At 68.8% G+C, this 21,146-nt stretch carries 22 protein-coding genes; 14 read left to right on the top strand and 8 right to left on the bottom strand.

Annotated elements, in window-relative coordinates:
- Positions 1-8: 8 nt before the first annotated feature.
- Positions 9-881, bottom strand: coding sequence for a peptide chain release factor N(5)-glutamine methyltransferase (gene prmC / locus AC1Q5B_RS07985; protein WP_492631191.1), 873 nt, complete (start codon positions 879-881; stop codon positions 9-11).
- A gap of 383 nt (positions 882-1,264) precedes the next feature.
- Here prmC and ahpC point away from each other — a divergent pair, with 383 nt between their 5' ends.
- The 5 genes from ahpC to AC1Q5B_RS07960 all read left to right on the top strand — a co-directional run bounded on the left by ahpC (position 1,265) and on the right by AC1Q5B_RS07960 (position 6,610).
- A complete protein-coding gene (gene ahpC, locus AC1Q5B_RS07980; protein ID WP_142125842.1) occupies positions 1,265-1,828 on the top strand; it encodes an alkyl hydroperoxide reductase subunit C in 564 nt (187 codons plus the stop codon).
- A gap of 230 nt (positions 1,829-2,058) precedes the next feature.
- A complete protein-coding gene (gene ahpF / locus AC1Q5B_RS07975) occupies positions 2,059-3,645 on the top strand; it encodes an alkyl hydroperoxide reductase subunit F (RefSeq protein ID WP_492631190.1) in 1,587 nt (528 codons plus the stop codon).
- A 67-nt stretch (positions 3,646-3,712) separates the two neighbouring features.
- Entirely contained in the window at positions 3,713-4,672 is a 960-nt protein-coding gene (gene oxyR / locus AC1Q5B_RS07970) for a DNA-binding transcriptional regulator OxyR (RefSeq protein WP_492631189.1), read from the top strand.
- Between the two features lie 110 nt (positions 4,673-4,782).
- On the top strand, positions 4,783-5,223 hold the full coding sequence (rnk, locus tag AC1Q5B_RS07965) for a nucleoside diphosphate kinase regulator (protein ID WP_492631188.1): 441 nt from the start codon (positions 4,783-4,785) through the stop codon (positions 5,221-5,223).
- A 421-nt stretch (positions 5,224-5,644) separates the two neighbouring features.
- Positions 5,645-6,610 (top strand): transaldolase, encoded by a 966-nt coding sequence (locus AC1Q5B_RS07960; protein WP_492631187.1) that lies wholly within the window; start codon positions 5,645-5,647, stop codon positions 6,608-6,610.
- Between the two features lie 42 nt (positions 6,611-6,652).
- Here AC1Q5B_RS07960 and msrA read toward each other — a convergent pair whose 3' ends face one another.
- The 3 genes from msrA to AC1Q5B_RS07945 are packed head-to-tail and all read right to left on the bottom strand — an operon-like array spanning position 6,653 to position 8,308.
- Complete coding sequence (gene msrA, locus AC1Q5B_RS07955; RefSeq protein WP_492631186.1) at positions 6,653-7,303, bottom strand: peptide-methionine (S)-S-oxide reductase MsrA; 651 nt, start codon at positions 7,301-7,303, stop codon at positions 6,653-6,655.
- A gap of 29 nt (positions 7,304-7,332) precedes the next feature.
- The gene (locus AC1Q5B_RS07950) at positions 7,333-7,602 is read right to left on the bottom strand and encodes a putative signal transducing protein (RefSeq protein WP_492631185.1); all 270 of its coding nucleotides are present in this window, start codon (positions 7,600-7,602) and stop codon (positions 7,333-7,335) included.
- Between the two features lie 22 nt (positions 7,603-7,624).
- Complete coding sequence (locus AC1Q5B_RS07945) at positions 7,625-8,308, bottom strand: glutathione S-transferase family protein (protein WP_492631184.1); 684 nt, start codon at positions 8,306-8,308, stop codon at positions 7,625-7,627.
- A 92-nt stretch (positions 8,309-8,400) separates the two neighbouring features.
- Here AC1Q5B_RS07945 and AC1Q5B_RS07940 point away from each other — a divergent pair, with 92 nt between their 5' ends.
- The 5 genes from AC1Q5B_RS07940 to AC1Q5B_RS07920 all read left to right on the top strand — a co-directional run bounded on the left by AC1Q5B_RS07940 (position 8,401) and on the right by AC1Q5B_RS07920 (position 13,326).
- Positions 8,401-10,158 carry a glutamine--tRNA ligase/YqeY domain fusion protein gene (locus AC1Q5B_RS07940; protein WP_492631183.1) on the top strand — a complete coding sequence of 586 codons (1,758 nt, stop codon included), beginning with the start codon at positions 8,401-8,403 and terminating at the stop codon, positions 10,156-10,158.
- Between the two features lie 74 nt (positions 10,159-10,232).
- Complete coding sequence (locus AC1Q5B_RS07935; protein WP_492631182.1) at positions 10,233-10,652, top strand: hypothetical protein; 420 nt, start codon at positions 10,233-10,235, stop codon at positions 10,650-10,652.
- Positions 10,652-11,212, top strand: a complete 561-nt coding sequence (locus AC1Q5B_RS07930; RefSeq protein ID WP_492631181.1) for a nucleoside deaminase — start codon at positions 10,652-10,654, stop codon at positions 11,210-11,212. The genes AC1Q5B_RS07935 and AC1Q5B_RS07930 overlap by 1 nt, the downstream gene beginning before the upstream one ends.
- A gap of 90 nt (positions 11,213-11,302) precedes the next feature.
- Entirely contained in the window at positions 11,303-12,355 is a 1,053-nt protein-coding gene (rlmM, locus tag AC1Q5B_RS07925; protein WP_492631180.1) for a 23S rRNA (cytidine(2498)-2'-O)-methyltransferase RlmM, read from the top strand.
- Between the two features lie 83 nt (positions 12,356-12,438).
- Positions 12,439-13,326 (top strand): SMP-30/gluconolactonase/LRE family protein, encoded by an 888-nt coding sequence (locus AC1Q5B_RS07920; protein ID WP_492632062.1) that lies wholly within the window; start codon positions 12,439-12,441, stop codon positions 13,324-13,326.
- 7 nt (positions 13,327-13,333) lie between these two features.
- On the opposite strand, the gene AC1Q5B_RS07915 is transcribed toward AC1Q5B_RS07920, so the two are convergent.
- Positions 13,334-14,110, bottom strand: a complete 777-nt coding sequence (locus AC1Q5B_RS07915) for an SGNH/GDSL hydrolase family protein (RefSeq protein WP_492631179.1) — start codon at positions 14,108-14,110, stop codon at positions 13,334-13,336.
- A 158-nt stretch (positions 14,111-14,268) separates the two neighbouring features.
- Between AC1Q5B_RS07915 and AC1Q5B_RS07910 the strand changes: the two genes are divergently transcribed.
- Positions 14,269-14,991: a hypothetical protein gene (locus tag AC1Q5B_RS07910; protein WP_492631178.1), complete on the top strand. Its 723-nt coding sequence runs from the start codon at positions 14,269-14,271 to the stop codon at positions 14,989-14,991.
- Between the two features lie 99 nt (positions 14,992-15,090).
- On the opposite strand, the gene AC1Q5B_RS07905 is transcribed toward AC1Q5B_RS07910, so the two are convergent.
- The 3 genes from AC1Q5B_RS07905 to ubiH are packed head-to-tail and all read right to left on the bottom strand — an operon-like array spanning position 15,091 to position 18,679.
- Positions 15,091-16,227, bottom strand: coding sequence for a Gfo/Idh/MocA family protein (locus tag AC1Q5B_RS07905; protein WP_492631177.1), 1,137 nt, complete (start codon positions 16,225-16,227; stop codon positions 15,091-15,093).
- 59 nt (positions 16,228-16,286) lie between these two features.
- Positions 16,287-17,474 (bottom strand): UbiH/UbiF family hydroxylase, encoded by a 1,188-nt coding sequence (locus tag AC1Q5B_RS07900; RefSeq protein ID WP_492631176.1) that lies wholly within the window; start codon positions 17,472-17,474, stop codon positions 16,287-16,289.
- A complete protein-coding gene (ubiH, locus tag AC1Q5B_RS07895) occupies positions 17,471-18,679 on the bottom strand; it encodes a 2-octaprenyl-6-methoxyphenyl hydroxylase (protein ID WP_492631175.1) in 1,209 nt (402 codons plus the stop codon). The genes AC1Q5B_RS07900 and ubiH overlap by 4 nt, the downstream gene beginning before the upstream one ends.
- A gap of 97 nt (positions 18,680-18,776) precedes the next feature.
- Here ubiH and AC1Q5B_RS07890 point away from each other — a divergent pair, with 97 nt between their 5' ends.
- The 3 genes from AC1Q5B_RS07890 to AC1Q5B_RS07880 all read left to right on the top strand — a co-directional run bounded on the left by AC1Q5B_RS07890 (position 18,777) and on the right by AC1Q5B_RS07880 (position 21,054).
- Positions 18,777-19,379 (top strand): hypothetical protein, encoded by a 603-nt coding sequence (locus tag AC1Q5B_RS07890; protein ID WP_492631174.1) that lies wholly within the window; start codon positions 18,777-18,779, stop codon positions 19,377-19,379.
- 18 nt (positions 19,380-19,397) lie between these two features.
- Positions 19,398-19,955, top strand: coding sequence for a cob(I)yrinic acid a,c-diamide adenosyltransferase (locus tag AC1Q5B_RS07885; RefSeq protein ID WP_492631173.1), 558 nt, complete (start codon positions 19,398-19,400; stop codon positions 19,953-19,955).
- A 190-nt stretch (positions 19,956-20,145) separates the two neighbouring features.
- On the top strand, positions 20,146-21,054 hold the full coding sequence (locus AC1Q5B_RS07880) for a histone deacetylase family protein (protein ID WP_492631172.1): 909 nt from the start codon (positions 20,146-20,148) through the stop codon (positions 21,052-21,054).
- Positions 21,055-21,146: the final 92 nt, after the last annotated feature.

Genomic DNA, 21,146 nt, shown 5'->3' with positions numbered 1-21,146 from the left:
GCGACAGTCTAGCGGCTGCGGTCTTGCCCTTCCGTTATGCGTCCGAGGGTGACGCGGTCGCGCTGTTCGAGATCGGTCTCCGTCGCGACATCGGCGAAGCCCGCTGCGACCAGCAGCGCGCGGATCGCTTCACCCTGGTCCCGGCCGTGCTCCAGCAACAGCCACCCGCCGCCCCGCAGGTGCGACGGCGCGAGGGCGACGATCTCGCGGATGGCGTCCAGGCCATCGGCGCCGGAGGACAGCGCCGTCGGTGGCTCGAAACGCAGGTCGCCCTGGATCAGATGCGGATCGCCATCGGCGATGTAGGGCGGATTGCTGGCGATCAGGTCGAAACGTTCGCCGGCCACGGGCGCCAGCCAGCTGCCATGGCGGAACGCGACATTGGCGATGCGGTTCGTCCCGGCGTTCGCCCGCGCGATGTGCAGCGCCTCTTCGCTGAGGTCGGTCGCGACCACCTGCGCCAGCGGCCGCTCGCTTGCCAGCGCGAGCGCGATGGCCCCGCTGCCGGTGCCGAGGTCGGCGATGCGCAGTGGCCGGCCTTCCGGCAAGCGTTCGAGCGCCAGCTCCACCAGCCGCTCGGTCTCCGGTCGCGGAATCAGCGTGGCCGGCGACACCTGCAGGTCCAGCGTCCAGAACCCGCGCCATCCGAGCAGATAGGCCAGCGGTTCGCCTGCGACGCGTCGCGCCAGTAGCACGTCCAACGCTGCTGCCTGCGCCGCCGGCAACGGGTCGTCGCCATGCGCGAACAGCCACGCGCGCTCACGCCCCAGCACATGCAGGAGCAGGTGTTCGGCCTCGTGGCGCGCTTCCGGCCCCGGAAGTCGGGCGGTGGCCGCACGGAGGGCCAGGTCGAGCCGGGCGGTGGGCAGGTCGGTGGACATCGCCGCGCATGGTAGCGGGCCCCGTCGGCGCGGGTGCCGCATCGCCGCGATGCACCATCATGGTGCCCTATGGCGTATGGACGGCGCTGCCGTCGACGGCACCAGCCCAACGCGGGCACTGCTCCACTAATCACGCTCCCTGCGTATGTCCATCGGAGTGGCGGGATCGCGGGCGGCTGCGCCGGAACATCTGCAAATCATTGGAAAATATAGGTTTCATCGCCATGTAAAGCGGACGCACTGTCATGTATGGCGGTACTGCACGCCTCTTCGATAGAGAAAAACTATCTATCCAATTCCATCAATCGATTTGAGATATCAATAGCCCCTGCCTACCATGGCGCCATCGCTTCACCACACCCACCCACTCACGAGGATCTTCCATGTCCCTGATCAACACCGCGGTCCAGCCGTTCAAGACCACCGCCTTCCACAACGGCGAATTCGTCGAAGTCACCGACGGCACCCTGAAGGGCAAGTGGTCGGTCCTGATCTTCATGCCGGCCGCCTTCACCTTCAATTGCCCCACCGAAGTGGAAGACGCCGCCGCCAACTACGCCGAGTTCCAGAAGGCGGGTGCCGAGGTCTACATCGTCACCACCGACACGCATTTCTCGCACAAGGTGTGGCACGAAACCTCCCCGGCGGTGGGCAAGGCCCAGTTCCCGCTGGTCGGCGACCCGACCCACCAGCTGACCCGCGCCTTCGGCGTGCACATCGAGGAAGAAGGCCTGGCCCTGCGCGGCACCTTCGTCATCAACCCGGAAGGCGTCATCAAGACCGCCGAGATCCACAGCAACGAGATCGCCCGTGACGTGTCGGAGACCCTGCGCAAGCTGAAGGCCGCGCAGTTCACCGCCGCCAACCCCGGCCAAGTCTGCCCGGCCAAGTGGAAGGAAGGCGCGCAGACGATCGCCCCGTCGCTGGACCTGGTCGGCAAGATCTAAGCGTTCCCGCACTACCGGCGCGTTCCTCGCTGGAACGCGTCAGCTTCAGCGCATCTCACCACCTCCGGGCCATGGCCCGGAGGTCGGTCACTCCACGGACGTTTGCAGCAGCGGCATGCGCCGCTCGCCGGTTCCCTCCTCCCTGACCGGCCTCTCTCCCCCGGCGCATGCCGCTCCTGCAAACGCCTGACCTTTCTCCTCCCCCGATTCCCTCCACGGAGACGTTCGCCATGCTGGACGCCAATCTGAAGACGCAGCTCAAGGCCTACCTGGAAAAGGCCCTGCGCCCGATCCACATTACCGCCCACCTGGACGACAGCGCCGGTTCGGCCGAACTGCAGGCGTTGCTGAAGGACCTGCAGGACGTCTCCGACAAGATCACCGTCACCGAACAGCGCGGTGGCGAGCGCACACCGTCGTTCGCGCTGACGTCGCCCGGCCACAACATCCACCTGACCTTCGCCGGCCTGCCGATGGGCCACGAGTTCACCTCGCTGGTGCTGGCGCTGCTGCAGGTCGGTGGCCATCCGTCGAAGCTGGCGCAGGACGTGATCGAACAGATCCGCACGCTGGACGGCGAGTACCGCTTCGAAACCTATTTCTCGCTGTCGTGCCAGAACTGCCCGGACGTCGTGCAGGCGCTGAACCTGATGGCGGTGCTGAACCCGAACATCCAGCACGTCGCCATCGACGGCGCGCTGTTCCAAGACGAGGTCGAGCAGCGCCAGGTGATGTCGGTGCCGACGATCTTCCTCAACGGCGAGGTCTTCGGCGCGGGCCGCATGGGCGTGGAGGAAATCGTCGCCAAGCTCGACACCAATGCCGGCAAGCGCGAGGCCGAGAAGATCAAGGCCAAGGCACCGTACGACGTACTCGTCGTCGGTGGCGGCCCGGCCGGTGCATCGGCGGCGATCTATGCCGCGCGCAAGGGCATCCGCACCGGTGTGGCGGCCGAGCGTTTCGGCGGCCAGGTGCTGGACACGATGGCGATCGAGAACTTCATCTCCGTGCCCTACACGGAAGGTCCCAAGCTGGCGGCGGCGCTGGAACAGCACGTCAAGGACTACCAGGTCGACGTGATGAACCTGCAGCGCGCGGAAGCCTTGGTGCCGGCCGGCAAGGACGGCCTGGTCGAGGTGAAGCTCGCCAACGGCGCCTCGCTGAAATCGAAGACGGTGATCCTGTCCACCGGCGCGCGCTGGCGGCAGATGAACGTGCCCGGCGAGAACGAGTACCGCAACAAGGGCGTGGCCTATTGCCCGCATTGCGACGGCCCGCTGTTCAAGGGCAAGCGCGTGGCAGTAATTGGCGGCGGCAACTCCGGTGTCGAGGCGGCGATCGACCTGGCCGGCATCGTGGCGCACGTCACCCTGATCGAGTTCGACAGCCAGTTGCGCGCCGACGACGTGTTGCAGCGCAAGCTGCGCAGCCTGCCGAACGTGCGCGTCGTCACCAGTGCGCAGACCACCGAAGTGCTGGGCGATGGCGCCAAGGTCAACGGCCTGGTCTACAAGGACCGTGCTGGCGGCGATACGCACCGCGTGGAGCTGGAAGGCATCTTCGTGCAGATCGGCCTGCTGCCGAACACCGAGTGGCTGAAGGGCGTCGTCGATCTGAGCCCGCGCGGCGAGATCATCGTCGACGACCGTGGCCAGACCAGCGTGCCGGGCGTGTTCGCCGCCGGCGACGCCACCACGGTGCCGTACAAGCAGATCGTCATCGCGATGGGCGAAGGCTCCAAGGCGGCGCTGAGCGCGTTCGACCACCTGATCCGCACGTCGGCGCCGGTGGAAACCCCGGACGCGGTCGCGGCATGATGCACGGGCGCGGGCCCATGGTCCGCGCCTCGTCGCACGCACGGCGGTTCCCTGAGGGAGGAGTCCGATGAACCTGCGCGATCTGAAGTACCTGGTGGCCTTGGCCGACCACAAGCATTTCGGCCGCGCCGCCGCGGCGTGCTACGTCAGCCAGCCCACGCTGTCGACCCAGATCAAGAAGCTGGAAGACGAACTCGGCGTACCGCTGGTCGAACGCGCCCCTCGCAAGGTCATGCTCACGCCCGCCGGACGCGATGCCGCCGACCGTGCACGCCGCATCGTCGCGGAAGTCGAGCAGATGAAGGAAGCCGCGCGCCGCAGCCAGGATCCCGAGGCCGGCACGGTACGGCTGGGCATGTTCCCCACGCTCGGCCCCTACCTGCTCCCGCATGTGGTGCCGCGTATCCGCGCACGCTTCCCGCACCTGGAACTGCTGCTGGTCGAAGAAAAGAGCGACGTGCTGCTGTCGCGCCTGCGCGAAGGCAAGCTGGATGCCGGTCTGCTGGCACTGCCGATCGCCGACGACCAACTCCATACCGAATTCCTGTTTGAAGAACCGTTCGTGCTGGCCGTGCCCGAATCGCACCCCCTGGCGCAGCGCGATTCGCTGAGCCTGGCCGAGCTGTCGCAGCAGCAGTTGCTGCTGCTCGAAGACGGCCACTGCCTGCGCGAGCAGGCGCTGGATGTGTGCCGCCTGTCGGGCGCCAACGAAAAATCGGAGTTCCGCGCCACCAGCCTGGAGACGCTGCGGCAGATGGTGGCCGCCGACGTCGGCATCACCCTGCTGCCGACGCTGGCGGTGAAGCCCCCGGTGGCGCGCTCGGAGAACATCCACCTGCTCGGCTTCAGCGACTCGCACCCGAGCCGGCAGATCGCGATGGTATGGCGCAAGAGCTCGGCGATGAGCGACTTCCTGCAGCAACTCGCGCAGGTATTCCGCGACCTGCCGCAAGGCCTCTTCGAGCCGGATGCGCCCGTATCCCGCGCACCGGCCACGACGGACCGCGCGGCCACGCACGCGGCTTGAAGCCATCGCGCTTCCGGGCTACGGTAGGCGCGCAAACAGGAATCCGATGGGCGGCGCGGCAACGCGTCGCCCGTTTCCTTTTGCGCGACCCCAAAACCAGAGAGAACACGATGAACAACACCCGCACCAGCGGCCTCCCGCCTTCCCTGCCCCCGCTCGTCGTCTCCAGCCGCGACCTGTCCCGCCTGGAGGCCCTGCTCGACACACCCGTGCTGCGCCGGCATCCCGCCGCACTGGCGCTGATGGACGAACTGAACCGCGCCGACGTGCGCGCACCGGACGACATGCCGGACAACGTGGTGACGATGCACTCGCGCGTGGAATGCGAGGACGAGCTCACCGGCGAGCACCATCGCCTGACCCTGGTCTACCCCCACGAAGCGAACGTCGAGACCGGCCTGGTCTCCGTACTCGCGCCGGTCGGCAGCGCCCTGCTCGGGCTCTCCGTGGGCCAGACGATCGACTGGCACGCCGCAGGCAACCGGCCCTTGCGGCTACGGGTCGCCGCGATTGACTACCAGCCGGAAGCGAGTGGCGATCTGCATCGCTGATTTCTTCTTGCATCGACATGCGAGGCGGATCGTCAGGGTGTCGTTCCGCCTCGCGCCGGACAGTTGACGTACGGCGGACGTTGCCGGCGTTCGAACGCAAGCGGCTCGCGGCGATTTCTATGAGTGGTTGCAAATGGCGCCGCTCGCCGCGGAGGCATACATGAAAAAGAAGATCCATCCCGGAAGGCCATCCAACCAAAGACCTTCGTGGTTGTGGTGACGGCAGAGGTAGCCTGAAAAACCGGCTTCGTCGCCCCTTCATCCCCCCTCTCCCGCAGGGAGAGGGCACGACCGTGGCCTCTCTCCGCGACAGCGGCACCATGCCAAAACAAAGCCAATTTCTGCCCACTGCCATGAACCCTCGCACCCAGGGACAGGGCATACTTCCCCTCCCCGTACTGCGCACCCGTCGAGCCACCGCATGAATGCCGCCGCCCCCAGCAAACTCCAGCAACTCCGCGAACTCTCCGTCGTCGTCGCCGACACCGGCGACTACGACGCCATCAAGCGCCTCAAGCCCGTGGACTGCACCACCAATCCCACGCTGGTGAAGAAGGCGCTCGACCTGCCGGTGTACGCCGACCTGATCGAAGAACAGCTCGCCTGGGCACGTGCGCAGGGCGGCGGCGCATCGCTGGTCGATGAGGTCGTGGATCGCCTGACGGTCGGCGTCGGCGCGAAGCTCGCGGGCCTGATCCCGGGTCGCGTGTCCACCGAAGTCGATGCCGACCAGGCCTACGACACCGCCGCCACCGTCGCGAAGGCGCGCAAGTTCGTGCAGATGTATGCGGACCAAGGCATCGGCCGCGACCGCATCCTGATCAAGGTCGCGTCCACCTGGGAAGGCGTGGAAGCCGCGCGCCAGCTGCAGGCCGAGGGCATCGACTGCAACCTCACGCTGATCTTCAACCCCACGCAGGCGATCGCCTGCGCCGAAGCCGGCGCGTTCCTGATCTCGCCGTTCGTGGGCCGCATCCTCGACTGGTACGTGGCCAACGGCCAGGCGCCGGCGACCATCTACGAAGACCCGGGTGTGGTGTTCGTGCGCGGCGTCTACGCCGAGTTCAAGCGCCGCGGCTCGCCCACGGTGGTGATGGGTGCGTCGTTCCGCTCCACCGCGCAGATCGAGGCGCTGGCCGGCTGCGACCGCCTGACCATCTCGCCCGATCTGCTGGAGAAGCTGGAACAGGAAACCGGCGACCTGCCCCGCAAGCTGTCGCCCGGCGCCGCCGAACCCGTGACCGCCGCGCCGGTGACGGCCGGGAGTTTCGCCGCCGCGATCGAAGCCGATCCGATGGCCAAGGAAAAGCTGGCGGCCGGCATCGATGCGTTCGCCAAGGATCTGGCCGCGCTGCGCACGACCATCCGCGAGAAGCTGGCGAACTGATGCGGCAACGGCACCACGCGCCGCTGCGGCGCGTGGTGAGGATCAGACGTCCAGGCCGATCGGGCAGCTCACACCGGTGCCGCCCAGGCCGCAGTAACCGTTCGGATTCTTCGCCAGATACTGCTGGTGGTAATCCTCGGCGTAGTAGAACGGCGGTGCCGGATACACGATCTCGGTGGTGATGTCGCCATAACCGGCCGCGCGCAACTGCTGCTGGTACGTCTGCAGGCTGGCGTCCGCAGCGGCCTGCTGCTCCGGCGTATGGCAGTGGATGCCGGAGCGGTACTGGGTACCGACATCGTTGCCCTGCCGCATCCCCTGGGTCGGATCGTGGCTTTCCCAGAACACCTGCAGCAGGCGCTCGAACGACACCTGCGCCGGGTCGTAGACCACGCGCACGACCTCGTTGTGGCCGGTCTGGCCGGAACAGACTTCCTCGTAGGTCGCATTCGGCGTGCCGCCGCCGGCATAGCCGACGGACGTGCTGTACACGCCCGGCACGTTCCAGAACTTGCGTTCCGCACCCCAGAAGCAACCCAGGCCGAACTCGACCTGCTGCAGCCCGTCGAACGCGTCGCGCAGCGGATGTCCGTTGACGAAATGCACGTTGTGCAGCGGCAGCGGCGCACTGCGACCCGGCAGCATGTCTTCCGCGCGCGGCATGCGCTGCTTGTAGACTCCGATACCCAGCATGGCGAACCTCGTAATGATGGAGCGACGGATCAGGCGGGCAGGATGCCCAGGCCTTCGTCGTCGCCTTCCAAGATGGGGCCATCGCCGCGCGATTCCAGCCCCAGCGCCTGCACCACCTGCTCCGCCTCGGGGAACGCGGTGTCCGGCACGCAGACCCGCAGTACGCCGAACAGCGGCAGTTCGCCCATGCCGCCCAGCAGCGATTCGCCGAACACGAAGGCCGGGATCGCCGCTTCCTCCAGCGCGTGCTTGACCAGATGGGCGTCGAACAGGTTGTCGGCCAGGTAGACCACGCGCATGGATGCGTCCTCCGAGGCCAGCCTACACCGGTCGATCCGGATACGGCATGCGCAACGCCTCGGTGGCCGCGACCGATTCAGTTTCCGCCGCCGCGGCCTGCCGCCATTCGCGCATCGCCGGCAGTGCGAACAGCGCCTGCATGTACGCACGCGCTTCGTCGTCGACGGCCACGCCATACCCCTCGAAGCGGATCGCCACCGGTGCGTACATCGCATCGACGATGCCGAATTCGCCGAACAGGAAGGCGCCGCCTTGGCCATGCGCACCGCGCACCTGGCGCCACAGGTCCTGCACGCGATCGATGTCGCGCTGCGCGGATTCGTCCCATCGGTAGGCGTCCGGCGTGCGCCGGCTGTTCATCGGCAGCTGCGTGCGCAGCGCGAGGAAGCCCGAATGCATCTCCGCCGCTGCGGCGCGGGCCAGCGCGCGGGTCGCGCGGGCCAGCGGCCAGCCGCGACCGTCGAGCCAGCGCTCGTTGGCGTATTCGCAGATGGCCAGCGAATCCCATACGTGCACCTCGCCGTCGTGCAGCGCGGGCACCTTGCCGGTCGGCGAGTGGCGCGTGACGTCCTCGGAAAACCGTGGGCTGCCCAGCGGCAGGCGGATCTCGTCGAAAGCCACGCCGAAATGTCGGAGCAACAGCCAGGGCCGCAGCGACCAGGACGAGTAGTTCTTGTTGCCGATGACGAGGGTCGGGAGGCTCATGCGGGGAACGGATTGCGCCAAGGCCGTTCAGGATAGACCAGCCCGGGTGCCAGACCGGCTAAACTGGCGTTTTTCCACGCCTTCACGCCCCGATGTCCGACGCTGCCGCCCCCGCTCTTCCCCCTTCTGACGATGCCGCGCCCGAAAAGCGGGACTTCATCCGCCAGATCGTGCGCGAGGACCTGGCCAGCGGCCGCCACGCCTCGGTGAAGACGCGCTTCCCGCCCGAGCCCAACGGCTACCTGCACATCGGCCACGCCAAGGCGATCTGCCTGGACTTCGGCATCGCCGGCGAGTTCGGCGGCGTCTGCAACCTGCGCCTGGACGACACCAATCCGGCCAAGGAAGACCCGGAGTACGTCCGCGCCATCCAGGACGACGTGCGCTGGCTGGGCTTCGACTGGCACGACCTGCGCCACGCCTCGGATTATTTCGAGGTGCTGTACCTGGCCGGCGAGAAGCTGATCCGCCAAGGCGATGCCTTCGTCTGCGACCTGAGCGCGGAGGAAGTGCGCGAGTACCGCGGCACGCTGACCGAACCGGGCCGCAACTCGCCGTACCGCGACCGCAGCGTCGAAGAGAACCTGGACCTGTTCCGCCGCATGCGCGCGGGCGAGTTCGCCGACGGCGCGCGCACCCTCCGCGCGAAGATCGACATGGCCAGCGGCAACATCAACCTGCGCGACCCTGCGCTGTACCGCATTAAGCATGTCGAACACCAGAACACCGGCAACGACTGGCCGATCTACCCGATGTACGACTACGCGCACTCGCTGAGCGACGCGGTGGAAGGCATCACCCACTCGCTGTGCACACTGGAATTCGAAGACCACCGCCCGCTGTACGACTGGTGCGTGGACAAGGTGGATCTGGCGAACTCGCCGGAGCTGCTGGCGCCGCTGCTCGCCAGGGGACTGCCGAAGGAAGCCAGCAAGCCGCGCCAGATCGAATTCTCGCGCCTGAACTTCAATTACCTGGTGATGAGCAAGCGCAAGCTGCTGGCGATGGTCAACGACCACCTCGTCGACGGCTGGGACGACCCGCGCATGCCGACCCTGCAGGGCATTCGCCGCCGCGGCTACACGCCCGCGGCGTTGCGCCTGATGGTGGACCGGGTGGGCATCAGCAAGCAGAACTCGCTGCTGGACATCTCGATCCTGGAAGGTGCGCTGCGCGAGGACCTGGATGCTGCGGCGCCGCGGCGCATGGGTGTGATCGACCCGGTGAAGCTGGTGCTCGCCAACCTGCCCGAAGGCCATGAGGAATCGCTGACGTTCTCCAACCACCCGAAGGACGAGTCGTTCGGCCAGCGCAGCGTGCCGTTCTCGCGCGAGCTGTGGATCGAACGCGAGGATTTCGAGGAAGTGCCACCGAAGGGCTTCAAGCGTCTGACCACCGGCGGCGAAGTGCGCCTGCGCGGCGCCGGTATCGTGCGCTGCGATGAAGTGATCAAGAACGACGCCGGCGAGATCGTCGAACTGCGCGGCTGGCTGGATCCCGAATCGCGCCCCGGCATGGCCGGCGCCGAGCGCAAGATCAAGGGCACCATCCACTGGGTCAGCGCGAAGCACGCCGTCGCGGCGGAAATCCGCCTGTACGACCGTCTGTTCACCGTACCGAACCCGGACGACGAATCGGAAGGCAAGACCTACCGCGATTACATGAACCCGGAATCGCGCCGTACCGTGACCGGCTACGTCGAGCCGGCGGCGGCCAGTGCCGCACCGGAGCAGTCGTTCCAGTTCGAGCGTACCGGCTATTTCGTCGCGGACCGCTACGACCATACGCCCGAGCGCCCCGTGTTCAACCGCAGCGTGACGCTGCGCGACACGTGGGCGACCAAGGCCTGACGCGACCGACTTTCACCGCCCCTTGAGGCGGTGGCCGGCAGGCTGGCACATCACCACCGAGGAAGGAGTCCGCCATGTCCCGCATCATGCTGCGCCTGCTGCCTGCCCTGCTGTCCTGCCTGTTCGCGGTCGCGATGGCGGGCTGTGCGGCGCCTGCTTCCTCCGATGGGGTGGCTGCCGATCCCCCGCCCGCATCGACGCCGGCCCCCAAGCCGACCGGCGGCAATCTGCCGCCGCGTGAAGCCGGTGCGGTCACCGTCGATTACGCCTGCACGACCCATGCCGATTGCGCAGTGAAGAACGTCGGCAACTGCTGCGGCGCGATGCCGGCCTGCGTCAACAAGAACAGCCCGACCGATCCGCAGGGTGTGCAGGCGCAGTGCGCCGCCAGCGGGCGGATGGGCGTCTGCGGCTTCGCCGACGTCACCGCCTGCCAGTGCGTCAGCGGCCGCTGCGAATCCGATGCCTCTTCCTCGAAACTGCCTGCCCGGTAATGCTCTACCAACAGATCCACCTGACCCTGCCCGCCTGGACCCACGACCTGGTCGATCCCGCCGCGACGTATGCGAGCGATGAAGACAAGGTCGCCCTGGCGATCGACCTGTCGCGCCGCAACGTGGACGCGAACAGCGGCGGCCCGTTCGGCGCCGTGGTGTTCGGCCCCGACCACCGCGTCATCGCCCTCGGCGTGAACCGGGTGATGCCGCACACCTGTTCGCTGGCGCACGCGGAGACCATGGCCTACATGCTGGCGCAGCAGCGCCTGCAGACGCCGCGCCTCAACGATGTGCTGGCGCCGGTGGTGCTGGCCACCTCGTCGCAGCCCTGCTGCCAGTGCTACGGCGCCACCATCTGGGCCGGCATCGACCGCCTGCTGATCGGCGCGCGCGCGGAAGACGTGATGGAACTGACGGAGTTCGACGAAGGCCCGCTGCCGGCGGACTGGATCGGCGAACTGGGCAAGCGCGGCATCGCGGTCGTGCGCGACCTGCGCCGCGACGACGCGCGTGCGGTGCTGAAGCGCTACGGCGAGCAGGGCGGCGACAGGTACTGAGCGCCTGCGGGAGAAGCCATCGTCCCGGGCTTCTCCTGTACCCTGTGCCAGCGGCAGGAGCCGCAGCCATCCGCTTCACGCGACCGCGCCATGTCATCGACGACCGGCCTGCTGGCCTATTGCCGCCAGGGATTCGAACCCGAACTCGCTGCAGAACTGACCGAGCGCGCCGCGCGGGCGGGGTTCGCCGGCTACGCGCGCGCGCAGCGCAACGACGGCCATGTCGTGTTCGTCTGCGATCAGCCCGAAGCGCTGGATCGCGCACTGCCATGGCGCGGCCTGATCTTCGCGCGGCAGAAGCTGCGGCTGCTGGCCGAGTTGCGCGGCGTCGATCCCAAGGATCGCATCACGCCGCTGCTCGCCGCGCTGGCAGGCAGCGGACGCTATGGCGACCTGTGGGTCGAGCATCCGGATTCCGACAGCGCCAAGCCGCTGGCCGGGCTGGCGCGCAGTTTCGGCAATGCGCTGCGTCCTGCGCTGCGCAAGGCGGGCTTTCTCACGGAGAAGGACGACGCGCGCCTGCCGCGTCTGCACGTGGTGTTCGTGCAGGGCGACCACCTGTTCCTGTGCGTCGCTGATGCGCGCGACAGCGCACCGTGGCCGCTCGGCATCCCGCGCCTGAAGCTGCTGCCCGATGCTCCGTCGCGTTCGGCGTTGAAGCTGGAGGAAGCGTTCCTGTCGCTGCTCGATGATCGCCAGCGCGAGGCGCTGCTGGAACCGGGCATGACCGCCGCCGATCTCGGTGCCGCACCGGGCGGCTGGACGTGGGTGTTGACGCGCCATCACCTGCGGGTGACCAGCGTCGACAACGGTCCGCTGCGCGAACATGTGCTGGCGACCGGGCTGGTCGAGCATCTGCGTGCCGACGGCTTCCACTGGAAACCCTCGCAGCCGCTCGACTGGATGGTCTGCGACATGGTCGAACAGCCGCGGCGCGTCGCCGAGCGGATGGCGCAGTGGTTCCGCGAGGGCTGGTGCCGGCATGCGGTGTTCAACCTCAAGCTGCCGATGAAGAAGCGCTGGGACGAAACCAGACTGTGCCTCGATCTGTTCGCGGACCAGGCCGGCCGGCCGCTCGAGGTCCGCGCGCGCCAGCTCTATCACGACCGCGAAGAGATCACCGTGTTCGCCACGCCCGGCTGACACGCACCGACCACCTGCACGCCACCTAGGGGAAACGGATGACGCCACCGGGCTCCAAGCGCATCGCCGCCGCACTGTCCGTCATGATGCTGGCCGGGTGCGCGCATGCGGACACGACCGCGCGCACCGACGCGGAAGCGCTGTACGTCGCGCACGACGTCATCGGCGACGGTGTCTTCAGCGCCGGTATCGAGGGGCCGGCGTTCGGGCCGGATGGCGCGCTCTATGCCGTCAGCTTCGGGCGCGACGGCACCATCGGCCGGGTCACGTTCGACACCGATGGTCGCGCACGCGCCTCGCTGTTCGCCACGCTGCCGGAAGGCAGCACCGGCAACGGCATCCGCTTCGGCGCCGATGGCGCCATGTACATCGCCGACTACAGCGGCCACCACGTGCTGCGGATCGCTGCCGGCTCGCGGGAGGCCGAGGTGTTCGCACGCATGCCGCAGGCGAACCAGCCCAACGACATCGCGCTCTCACCGGATGGCACGCTCTACGCGAGCGACCCGAAATGGGCCGACGGCACTGGCCAGCTGTGGCGCATCGATCGCACGGGCACGCCGCACCTGCTCGAAGCCGGCATGGGCACGACCAACGGCGTGGAAGTCAGCCCCGACGGCAGGCGCCTGTACGTCAACGAGAGTGTGCAGCGCAATGTCTGGGTGTACGACATCCACGGCGATGGCGGCGTCGGCAACAAGCGACGGCTGATCGCCTTCGACGACCACGGCATGGACGGCATGCGCACCGATGCGACGGGCAACCTCTACATCGCCCGCTACGGCGCCGGCGTGGTCGCGGTGGTGTCGCCCGAAGGCAGGCTGCTGCGCGAAGTGAAGCTCAAGGGACAGAAGCCCACCAACGTCGCGTTCGGCGGTCCCGACGGCCGCACGGTCTACGTCACGCTGCAGGACCGTGGCGCGATCGAAGCCTTCCGGGTGGAAACGCCGGGACGAGAAACCGGCCGCTGACGCTCGCCTACCGGTTGCCGAGCGCCTGCTCTATCGCGCGCTCGGCCAGCGGGGCCATCACGGCATAGCCTGCGGGCGTGGGGTGCACGCCGTCCGCCGCCAGTCGCGCATCCAGCCCGCCGTCGGCGTTGCCCATCGCGCGGTAGTAGTCGAGGTACACCGCACCGGCCCGCTTCGCCTCCGCTTCGATCCACTGGTTCAGCGCGCGGATCGGCGCCGCCGGCCGATAGCCGGGTCGCCAGGGATACGCGCTGGCCGGCAGCACCGAGGCGAGCACCACACGGATGCCGTTGGCCTGCGCCAGCTGCACCATCGAACGCAGGTTGTCCTCGATCATCGCCTGCGTCGCCGGGCCGGTATTGCCGGCGATGTCGTTGGTGCCCGCCAGGATCACCACGACGTCCGGCTTCAACGCGATCACGTCCTGGCGGAACCGCACCAGCATCTGCGCAGTCGTCTGGCCCGAGATGCCACGATTGACGTACGGCTTGCCCGGAAAGAACGTCGTGCCCGCGACACGGCCCCAGCCATCGGTGATCGAATCCCCGTAGAACACGACGCGCCCGGCTTGCTGCGCCGGCAACGCCGCGTTCTCCTCGCGGTAGCGCGCCAGGCCGGGCCAGTCCAGCAACCGGCGCTGGAGATTCTGGACGCGCGACGGCGTCAACGACGCGGCGGGCGCCACATAGTCCGGCTCGACGGGCGGCACCTGCGCCTCCCTGCCGGAGGCGGCAGGCATCGCCAGTGCGAACAGCAGGAAAGAAAGGAGGATGGCGCGGCTCATGGTGTTTCTCGTCCTGGGACGGCGTCTACCCTACGCGATCCGGTCACGCGCGGCATGTTGCGCGACCCGCGTGCCTGACGGGGTGTGACGGCCGGATCGGTTAGTCTCAGCCCCTGCAATCCGGCCCGGGCATACTGGTCCGACAGCAAAGGAGCGTCATGAATCCCCTGTCTCTCAAGGACCCCGCCGGCTTCGGCACCGAGTTCCTGCGGCTCACCTTGCTGCAGGGCTTCCAGTCGCTCACCAAGCGCGACCTCGAGCTGCTGATCTTCGTGCTGCTGGAACGCGATGGTGCGATCGGCCGCACTGAATCCAACTTCGATGTCGCCGGCAAGCTGCGGGTGACGCCGGCGAAGGTCAAGGCGCTGCGCCGCGACGGCTACGCACGCTGGCGCGCGCTGGTGCCGGAGGAACGCGACGCGGCCTTGCAGCGCATCGTCGCCGGCGCGCTGACGGAAGCGAACCTCAAGTCGGGCGCCAAGCACGTCAGCGAGCGCAGCCGCAAGGAGGGCTTCCTCGCCATCCGTGTCGAGCATCCGGACGACCACCAGCAGTTCGAGCAGGCCATCCTCGATGTCGGCGCGCTGCCGGTCTACGAACGCAACCGCGAGGTCGTGGCGGTGCGCTTCGACACGCTGCTGGCGATCGCCGAGCGTTGGGGCTACCTGCAGCCCGATCCGGCCGCGGTCACCGAGGCGCTGAAGAAGCTGACTCCCACCGCCGAGGAAGTCGCCGACCTGTTGAAGAAGGACGTCTCCAAGCTGCGCTGGCAGGATGCGCGCAATGCGCTCAACAGCCTCGGCGCCAAGGCCGTGGCCAGCACCGCCGAAGGTGGCCTGAAGGGACTGCTGAAGATCGTGTTCCCGTTCATTCCGGCTTGACGGATACGCGGGTCCGGCAAGGATCCTCCGAGCGGCTCGGCTTTTCCTCGTCTGGGTCGCCGTCTTCACGAGGACTGCGGCGCTCGTCCAGGCCTTGCTTCACGGCACCCGGCCGCCGGCGATCTCCACGCGGCGCCCGCCCGCGCGCGCGGACGCGAAGATCGCATCCAGCGCCCGCATGTCACGCCAGCCTTCTTCGCCGGGAACGCGTGGTGGACGCCCCTCCAGGATGGCCAGCGCGTCGGCATCCATCTGTCGCGCCTGCTGCGCGGGTGTGGCGCCGATCGCCGCATCGAAGCGGCGCCCGTCGCTCGCGTCGCCTCGAACGCCCTCGTAGGCCTGGAAGGGCGACAGTTCGTACCAGCCGTCTGCGCACTCGGCGCGCAGCCGGTTGAGGTTGCGGCCGAAGCTGGTTTCGCAGTCGGCGACGACGCCGTCGGGGAATTCGAGACGGAAGCGCATGGTCTCGTCGACGCCACGGAAGATCGCCGGACGTTCCACCGCAGACGTGGCGGTGACCGCGACCGGCTCGGCGCCGGTGGTGTAGCGCGCGGCGTTGAGGGCGTACACGCCCATGTCGTACATCGCGCCGCCGCCGCGCGCCGGGTCCAGCCGCCACGGATCGCCGTTCGCATCGTCGAAGCCGTGGAAGCCCGCTTCGGCGCGGACACGCTGCAGGCGCCCGAACGGACGCGACGTCGCCAATGCCATCACCGCCTGCGTATTGGGTTCGTGCTGCATGCGGTAGCCGATCGCCAACTGCACGCGATGGCGGTGGCATGCCTCGATCATCGCGAGGGCTTCCACCGCGTCCATCGCCATCGGCTTCTCGCACCACACGTGCTTGCCCGCTGCCGCGCCACGCAAGGTGAACGGCTTGTGCAGGTGGTTGGGCAGCACGACGTAGACCACGTCGATGTCGGGGTTGTCGGCGATGCGGTCGAAGCCGGCGTAGTCGTAGACGTTGCGCTCGGGAATGGCATAGCGGCGCTGCCATTCCTCCGCCTTGGCGGGGGTGCCGGTGACGATGCCGGCCAGTCGGCAGTGCTTCGTCATCTGCAGCGCGGGCGCCAGCAGGTCGCGACTGTAGTGGCCCAGTCCCACCAGCGCGACCCCGATCGTCCGCCGCCGCTGCCCGGCACGTGCGACCGGCAGCACACCGGCGAGGCCGGCCGCACTCAGCGCGCCGAGCAGGCGTCGACGCGAGAGGTCGGGAAACGAACGGTCGGCACTCATGGCAGATGGCCCCGGGCCAGCGGAATCCCGAGGCTACCGCATGCGGCGCGCCGACGGCGTCAGCGCGAGCGCTGCCCGGCCGCGTGCCGCCAGAAGAAATCCACCAGCGGCGGCAGCCTGCCGGCCAGGCCCAGCAGCGGACCGCGCAGCAGGGTCAGGTGCATTTCGTCGTTCGAGAACAGCCGGTTGATGCCGTCGAAGGCATAGGCGGCGGTCGCGTTCTCGCTGCGACGCTGGCGTGCCCAGCGTTCGAGGCGGTGGGGGGCGGCCCAGTCGACACGCTTGTTCTCGGCGGCACGGATGCCGTCGCGCAGCGCGTCGACATCGCGCAGGCCGAGATTGACGCCCTGTCCCGCCAGCGGATGCACGACATGCGCGGCATCGCCGGCGACGACGATGCGGCCGGCGACGTAGTCGTTGGCCAGTTGCCGCCTCAACGGAAAGGCGGTGCGGGGCGAAACGGCTTCCACCTGGCCGAGCTGGCCGCCCATCGCCAGCGTCAGCTCCCGGTCGAACGCGGCATCGTCCAGCGCCAGCACGCGCTGCGCCTCGCCATCGGGCAACGTCCACACGATGGAGCTGAGTCCGTCCGCGAAAGGCAGGAACGCCAGTGGGCCGGTCGGCAGGAAGCGCTGCCACGCGGTGTCTTCGTGCGGCGTGCCCGTGCGCACGAACGCCACCACGCCACGCTGCGCGTAGTCGTGCGCGGCGACGTCGAGACCGGCCAGGCGGCGCAAGGTGGAATCGGCGCCGTCGGCCGCAACCGCCAGTCGCGCATCGACGCGCGTGCCATCGTCCAGCCGCAGCGTCGCGCCGGACGCGTCCTGCTCCATCGCCTCGACGCGCGCCGGGCAGCGCACCTGCACGCCCGCATGTGGCAGCGCGGCCCAGAGCCGGTCGACCAGCAGTGCGTTCTCGACGATCCAGCCCAGTTGCGTACGACCGAGCGCATCGGCATCGAACCGCAGTTCGTCGCCCCCGCCGGCGTCCCAGACCCGCATGCGCCGATACGGATGCGCGCGCGCGCCGCGCACCGCATTCCATGCGCCTGCCTCGTCGAGCAGCGCCGCGTTGTCGGGTGCGAACGCATAGACGCGCAGGTCCGGCTGCGCCGACGACCAGCGCGGCGGTTCACGGGCTTCGACCAGCACCACCTCCAGCCCTTCGCGCGCCAGCACCAGCGCGCAGGCAGCCCCCACCACGCCACCACCGACGACGGCGACATCGATCTGTCCACGTCGCTTCATGCGGCCTCTCCGCGGCACAGTGCCGGCACGTCGCCCCGGAACCCCATCGCGCCGCCCACCAGGAACGACTGCAGCGAGGGCTGTGCGTCCACCGCCACCATGCCCAGGCTGCGGAGCGGCTTCAGCAACGGCGACGGATTGGCGGTCAACCGCGCCAGGCCGTCGGAGAACGCCAGCGTCCGGTCGCGGTCTTCCTGCCGGCGCTTGGCATACGCGGCCACGCTGTCCGCATCGCCCGGATCGTCGCGACGCGCGATCTCCTCGGCCAGCGTCAGCGCATCGCGCAGGCCGAGATTGAATCCCTGCGCGCCGATCGGATGGATCGTCTGCGCGGCATTGCCGAGCACGACCGCGCGGTCGGCGACCAGCCGCTGGGCGACCACGCGGACAACCGGATAGGCACTGCGCTCACCGCTGCCGGTCAGTCGACCGATCCGCCAGCCGATCACGTCCTGCACGCGCGCCAGCCAGGCCGCCTCGTCCAGCGCCGCGACCGCATCGGCGGCTTCACGCGCGACGCCATGCACGACACCCCAGTGCCGGTCGCCGCGCGGCAGCAGCGCGGTCGGGCCGTTGTCGCACAGGCGTTCGTAAGCCGTGCCATCCGGGGCCTGCGTGGCGCGCACCCGGGCGACGAAGAGCGTCTGGCCATAGTCGTGTTCGTCCACGCCGATGCCGAGCGCTTCGCGCACCGCGCTGCGGGTGCCGTCGGCCGCCACCACCAGCCGGGCCTCCAGCGTGCGCTCGCCTTCGGCATCGGCGATCCGCAGCGCGCGATGTCCTGCGTCGTCCTGCGCGAACCCGACGAAGCGCGCCGGCCGATAACGCGTCAACCTGGACAGACCGTCCAGCCTCGCCTCCAGCGCCTCGCCGAAATCACGCGCCACCACGACCTGCCCGAAGGCGTCGCGGCCGTAATCGGCGGCATCGAGTTTCACGCGCCCGAAATCGCCTTGGCGGCTGATGTGGATGCGCCGGATCGGCCCGGTGGGCGCACGCAGCTGCTGCATCACGCCCAGCGCGGTCAGTGCATTGACCGTCGCCGCGGCAAAGCTGAGGTTGCGCTGGTCGAATACCGCAGGCATCTGTCCCGATGGGCTGGCTTCCACCAGCCCCACGTCCATCCCCTGCCGGTCCAGGGCAATGGCCAGGCTGGCACCGACCAGTCCCCCGCCCACGATCACCACGTCATGCCGTTCTTTCATGCGGCCATGATAGCGCCCCGTCTCCCGCGGCCCCTGCGTGGGCATGCGGCGCGCGGGCTCCGGTAGAATGCGGGGCTGAGTCTCCGGAACCGTGCCGATGAACACCACTTTCCAACGCGTCCTCGTGCTGGCGCTGATCGCCGCCCTGCTGGTCCTGACCCGCCTGCACCTGCCCACCACGTTCGGCCACATCGGTCCGTTGCCCGATGCCAGCTGGGCCGCCTTCTTCATCGGTGGCTACTACCTGCGCAGCTGGTCCCGCTGGGCATTCCCGCTGTTCATGGCGGCGGCCGTGGTGGTGGACTACCTCGTGATCAGCGGCCAGGGCATCAACTTCTGGACGCACTACTGCGTGTCGCCGGCGTACTGGTTCCTGCTGCCGGCCTACGGCGCGATGTGGGCGGGCGGTGCGCTGCTGCGCCGCTACCAGACAGCGAACCACGGCCGCACGCTGGCGCTGCTGGTCGGCAGCCTGCTGGCCTCGGTCACGGTCTGCCACCTGCTGAGCCAGGGCAGCTTCTACTGGCTGAGCCCGGTGGTCAGCGAGCCCACCCTCGCCGGCTGGTGGAAGAACTTCAGCGACTGGTACGCGCCCTACCTGCGCGTGGCCGCGATCTACGTGGGCCTGGCCGTCATCGTGCACGTGATGGTCGAACAGGTCGTGCGCCTGGCCAAGCCGCACGGCCGCACCGCGGACTGACGGACCAGCACGCCGACGATGGGCAACCGCCTTTCGAAGATCTACACCCGCACCGGCGACGACGGCAGCACCGGGCTGGGCGATGGCACGCGCGTGGGCAAGGACTCCGCGCGCGTCACCGCCTACGGCACGGTGGACGAAGCCAATTCGGCGATCGGCGTGCTGCTGGCGGTGCCCAGCGTGCAGGACGACATCCGCGCTCTGCTGACGACCGTGCAGCACCAGCTGTTCGATCTGGGCGGCGAGCTGTGCATCCCCGGCCATGCGGCGATCACCGGCGATGACGTCGATGCGCTGGAACGGCAGCTGGACCATTACAACGACGACCTGCCGCCGCTGAAGGATTTCATCCTGCCGGCCGGTGGCGAGGCGGCGTCGCGCTGCCACCTGGCCCGCACCATCGTGCGTCGCGCCGAGCGCGAGACCGTCACCCTGGCCCGCCACGATGCCGTGCGGCCGGAAGCGATCCGCTACCTCAACCGCCTGTCCGACCTGCTGTTCGTGCTGGCCCGCGTGCTCGCCCGCGCCGACGGCCAGGGCGAAGTGCTGTGGAAGCACGAACGGCGCCATTCCTGAGCCGTTGGGCGCCCCAGGCGCTCCTACAGATCCCCATGGTCGCTGCAGGAGCGGGCCACGCCCGCGATGCCCTGCGCGACCGCCCGCCCCCGAAGGTCGAATGCCGACCGTACCGGGCCCGCGCATAGAATGGACCTGACACCCACCGGGAGAAGCGGTTCCCGCTCCCTTCGAAGGCCATGCCGGCACCGTGATCATCTACACCCACCCCGCCTGCCTGCTGCACGACCCCGGTCCCGAGCACCCGGAGCGCCCGGCGCGGCTGGAAGTCGTGCTCGAGGCCTTGCGCCGGCACCACGCGGATGCCGACTGGCGTGAGGCCCCCATCGTGAAGCTCGGGGACCTGCGCCGCGTCCACGACGAGGCGCTGGTCCACGACGTGCTGGAAGCCGAGGTGTCCGGCTACCGCATGCTCGACCCGGACACGGTGATGTCCCCGGCCTCGCGTGCCGCCGCGCTGCGCGCCGCCGGCGCCGGCGTGGCGGCGGTGGATGCGGTGATGAACGGCGAGGACCGGACCGTGTTCTGCGCCGTGCGCCCGCCGGGCCACCACGCGACCGGCACCACGGCGATGGGGTTCTGCCTGTTCAACAACGTCGCCGTGGCGGCGGCCTATGCCTGCGAAAAGCACGGGCTGGAGCGCGTGGCGGTGATCGATTTCGACGTCCACCACGGCAACGGCACGCAAGCCATCTTCTACAACGATCCGCGCGTGGCCTACTTCAGCACCCACGAATCCGGCATCTACCCGCACAGCGGTGCGCCTTACGAGCGTGGCGTGGGCAACGTGTTCAACGCCCTGCTGCCCCCCGGCAGCGGTGGCTTCCGCTTCCAGAACACCTGGGCCGACGAACTGCTGCCGGCGCTGGAGGACTTCAAACCGCAGCTGTTGCTGGTATCGGCGGGGTTCGACGCGCACATGCGCGACCCGCTCGCCGATCTGATGCTGGAGACCGAGGACTTCGGCTGGCTGACCCGCCAGCTGCGCCGGGTGGCCGACCGGCATGCCGGCGGGCGGCTGGTCTCGATGCTCGAGGGCGGGTACGACCTGGAGGCCCTGCGCGACTGCGCCAAGGTCCACGTGGACGCGCTTCGCTGACGCCGACGGACCGACGGCCCGCCGCTGCTGAACCCCGCCCGACATCGGCCGGAAGCCTTCATTGCCCGCATGCATGGGATGCGGCAAGCTAA

This window comes from Pseudoxanthomonas sp. GW835-FHT14C01 (assembly GCF_058793715.1).
This window is presented reverse-complemented; position numbering and strand designations above follow the sequence as displayed.

What these genes read in the sequence shown, in the direction of transcription:
- prmC (WP_492631191.1), bottom strand. Translation starts at nt 881, where the DNA reads ATGTCCACCGACCTGCCCACCGCCCGGCTCGACCTGGCCCTCCGTGCG.
- ahpC (WP_142125842.1), top strand. Translation starts at nt 1,265, where the DNA reads ATGTCCCTGATCAACACCGCGGTCCAGCCGTTCAAGACCACCGCCTTC.
- ahpF (WP_492631190.1), top strand. Translation starts at nt 2,059, where the DNA reads ATGCTGGACGCCAATCTGAAGACGCAGCTCAAGGCCTACCTGGAAAAG.
- oxyR (WP_492631189.1), top strand. Translation starts at nt 3,713, where the DNA reads ATGAACCTGCGCGATCTGAAGTACCTGGTGGCCTTGGCCGACCACAAG.
- rnk (WP_492631188.1), top strand. Translation starts at nt 4,783, where the DNA reads ATGAACAACACCCGCACCAGCGGCCTCCCGCCTTCCCTGCCCCCGCTC.
- AC1Q5B_RS07960 (WP_492631187.1), top strand. Translation starts at nt 5,645, where the DNA reads ATGAATGCCGCCGCCCCCAGCAAACTCCAGCAACTCCGCGAACTCTCC.
- msrA (WP_492631186.1), bottom strand. Translation starts at nt 7,303, where the DNA reads ATGCTGGGTATCGGAGTCTACAAGCAGCGCATGCCGCGCGCGGAAGAC.
- AC1Q5B_RS07950 (WP_492631185.1), bottom strand. Translation starts at nt 7,602, where the DNA reads ATGCGCGTGGTCTACCTGGCCGACAACCTGTTCGACGCCCATCTGGTC.
- AC1Q5B_RS07945 (WP_492631184.1), bottom strand. Translation starts at nt 8,308, where the DNA reads ATGAGCCTCCCGACCCTCGTCATCGGCAACAAGAACTACTCGTCCTGG.
- AC1Q5B_RS07940 (WP_492631183.1), top strand. Translation starts at nt 8,401, where the DNA reads ATGTCCGACGCTGCCGCCCCCGCTCTTCCCCCTTCTGACGATGCCGCG.
- AC1Q5B_RS07935 (WP_492631182.1), top strand. Translation starts at nt 10,233, where the DNA reads ATGTCCCGCATCATGCTGCGCCTGCTGCCTGCCCTGCTGTCCTGCCTG.
- AC1Q5B_RS07930 (WP_492631181.1), top strand. Translation starts at nt 10,652, where the DNA reads ATGCTCTACCAACAGATCCACCTGACCCTGCCCGCCTGGACCCACGAC.
- rlmM (WP_492631180.1), top strand. Translation starts at nt 11,303, where the DNA reads ATGTCATCGACGACCGGCCTGCTGGCCTATTGCCGCCAGGGATTCGAA.
- AC1Q5B_RS07920 (WP_492632062.1), top strand. Translation starts at nt 12,439, where the DNA reads ATGATGCTGGCCGGGTGCGCGCATGCGGACACGACCGCGCGCACCGAC.
- AC1Q5B_RS07915 (WP_492631179.1), bottom strand. Translation starts at nt 14,110, where the DNA reads ATGAGCCGCGCCATCCTCCTTTCTTTCCTGCTGTTCGCACTGGCGATG.
- AC1Q5B_RS07910 (WP_492631178.1), top strand. Translation starts at nt 14,269, where the DNA reads ATGAATCCCCTGTCTCTCAAGGACCCCGCCGGCTTCGGCACCGAGTTC.
- AC1Q5B_RS07905 (WP_492631177.1), bottom strand. Translation starts at nt 16,227, where the DNA reads ATGAGTGCCGACCGTTCGTTTCCCGACCTCTCGCGTCGACGCCTGCTC.
- AC1Q5B_RS07900 (WP_492631176.1), bottom strand. Translation starts at nt 17,474, where the DNA reads ATGAAGCGACGTGGACAGATCGATGTCGCCGTCGTCGGTGGTGGCGTG.
- ubiH (WP_492631175.1), bottom strand. Translation starts at nt 18,679, where the DNA reads ATGAAAGAACGGCATGACGTGGTGATCGTGGGCGGGGGACTGGTCGGT.
- AC1Q5B_RS07890 (WP_492631174.1), top strand. Translation starts at nt 18,777, where the DNA reads ATGAACACCACTTTCCAACGCGTCCTCGTGCTGGCGCTGATCGCCGCC.
- AC1Q5B_RS07885 (WP_492631173.1), top strand. Translation starts at nt 19,398, where the DNA reads ATGGGCAACCGCCTTTCGAAGATCTACACCCGCACCGGCGACGACGGC.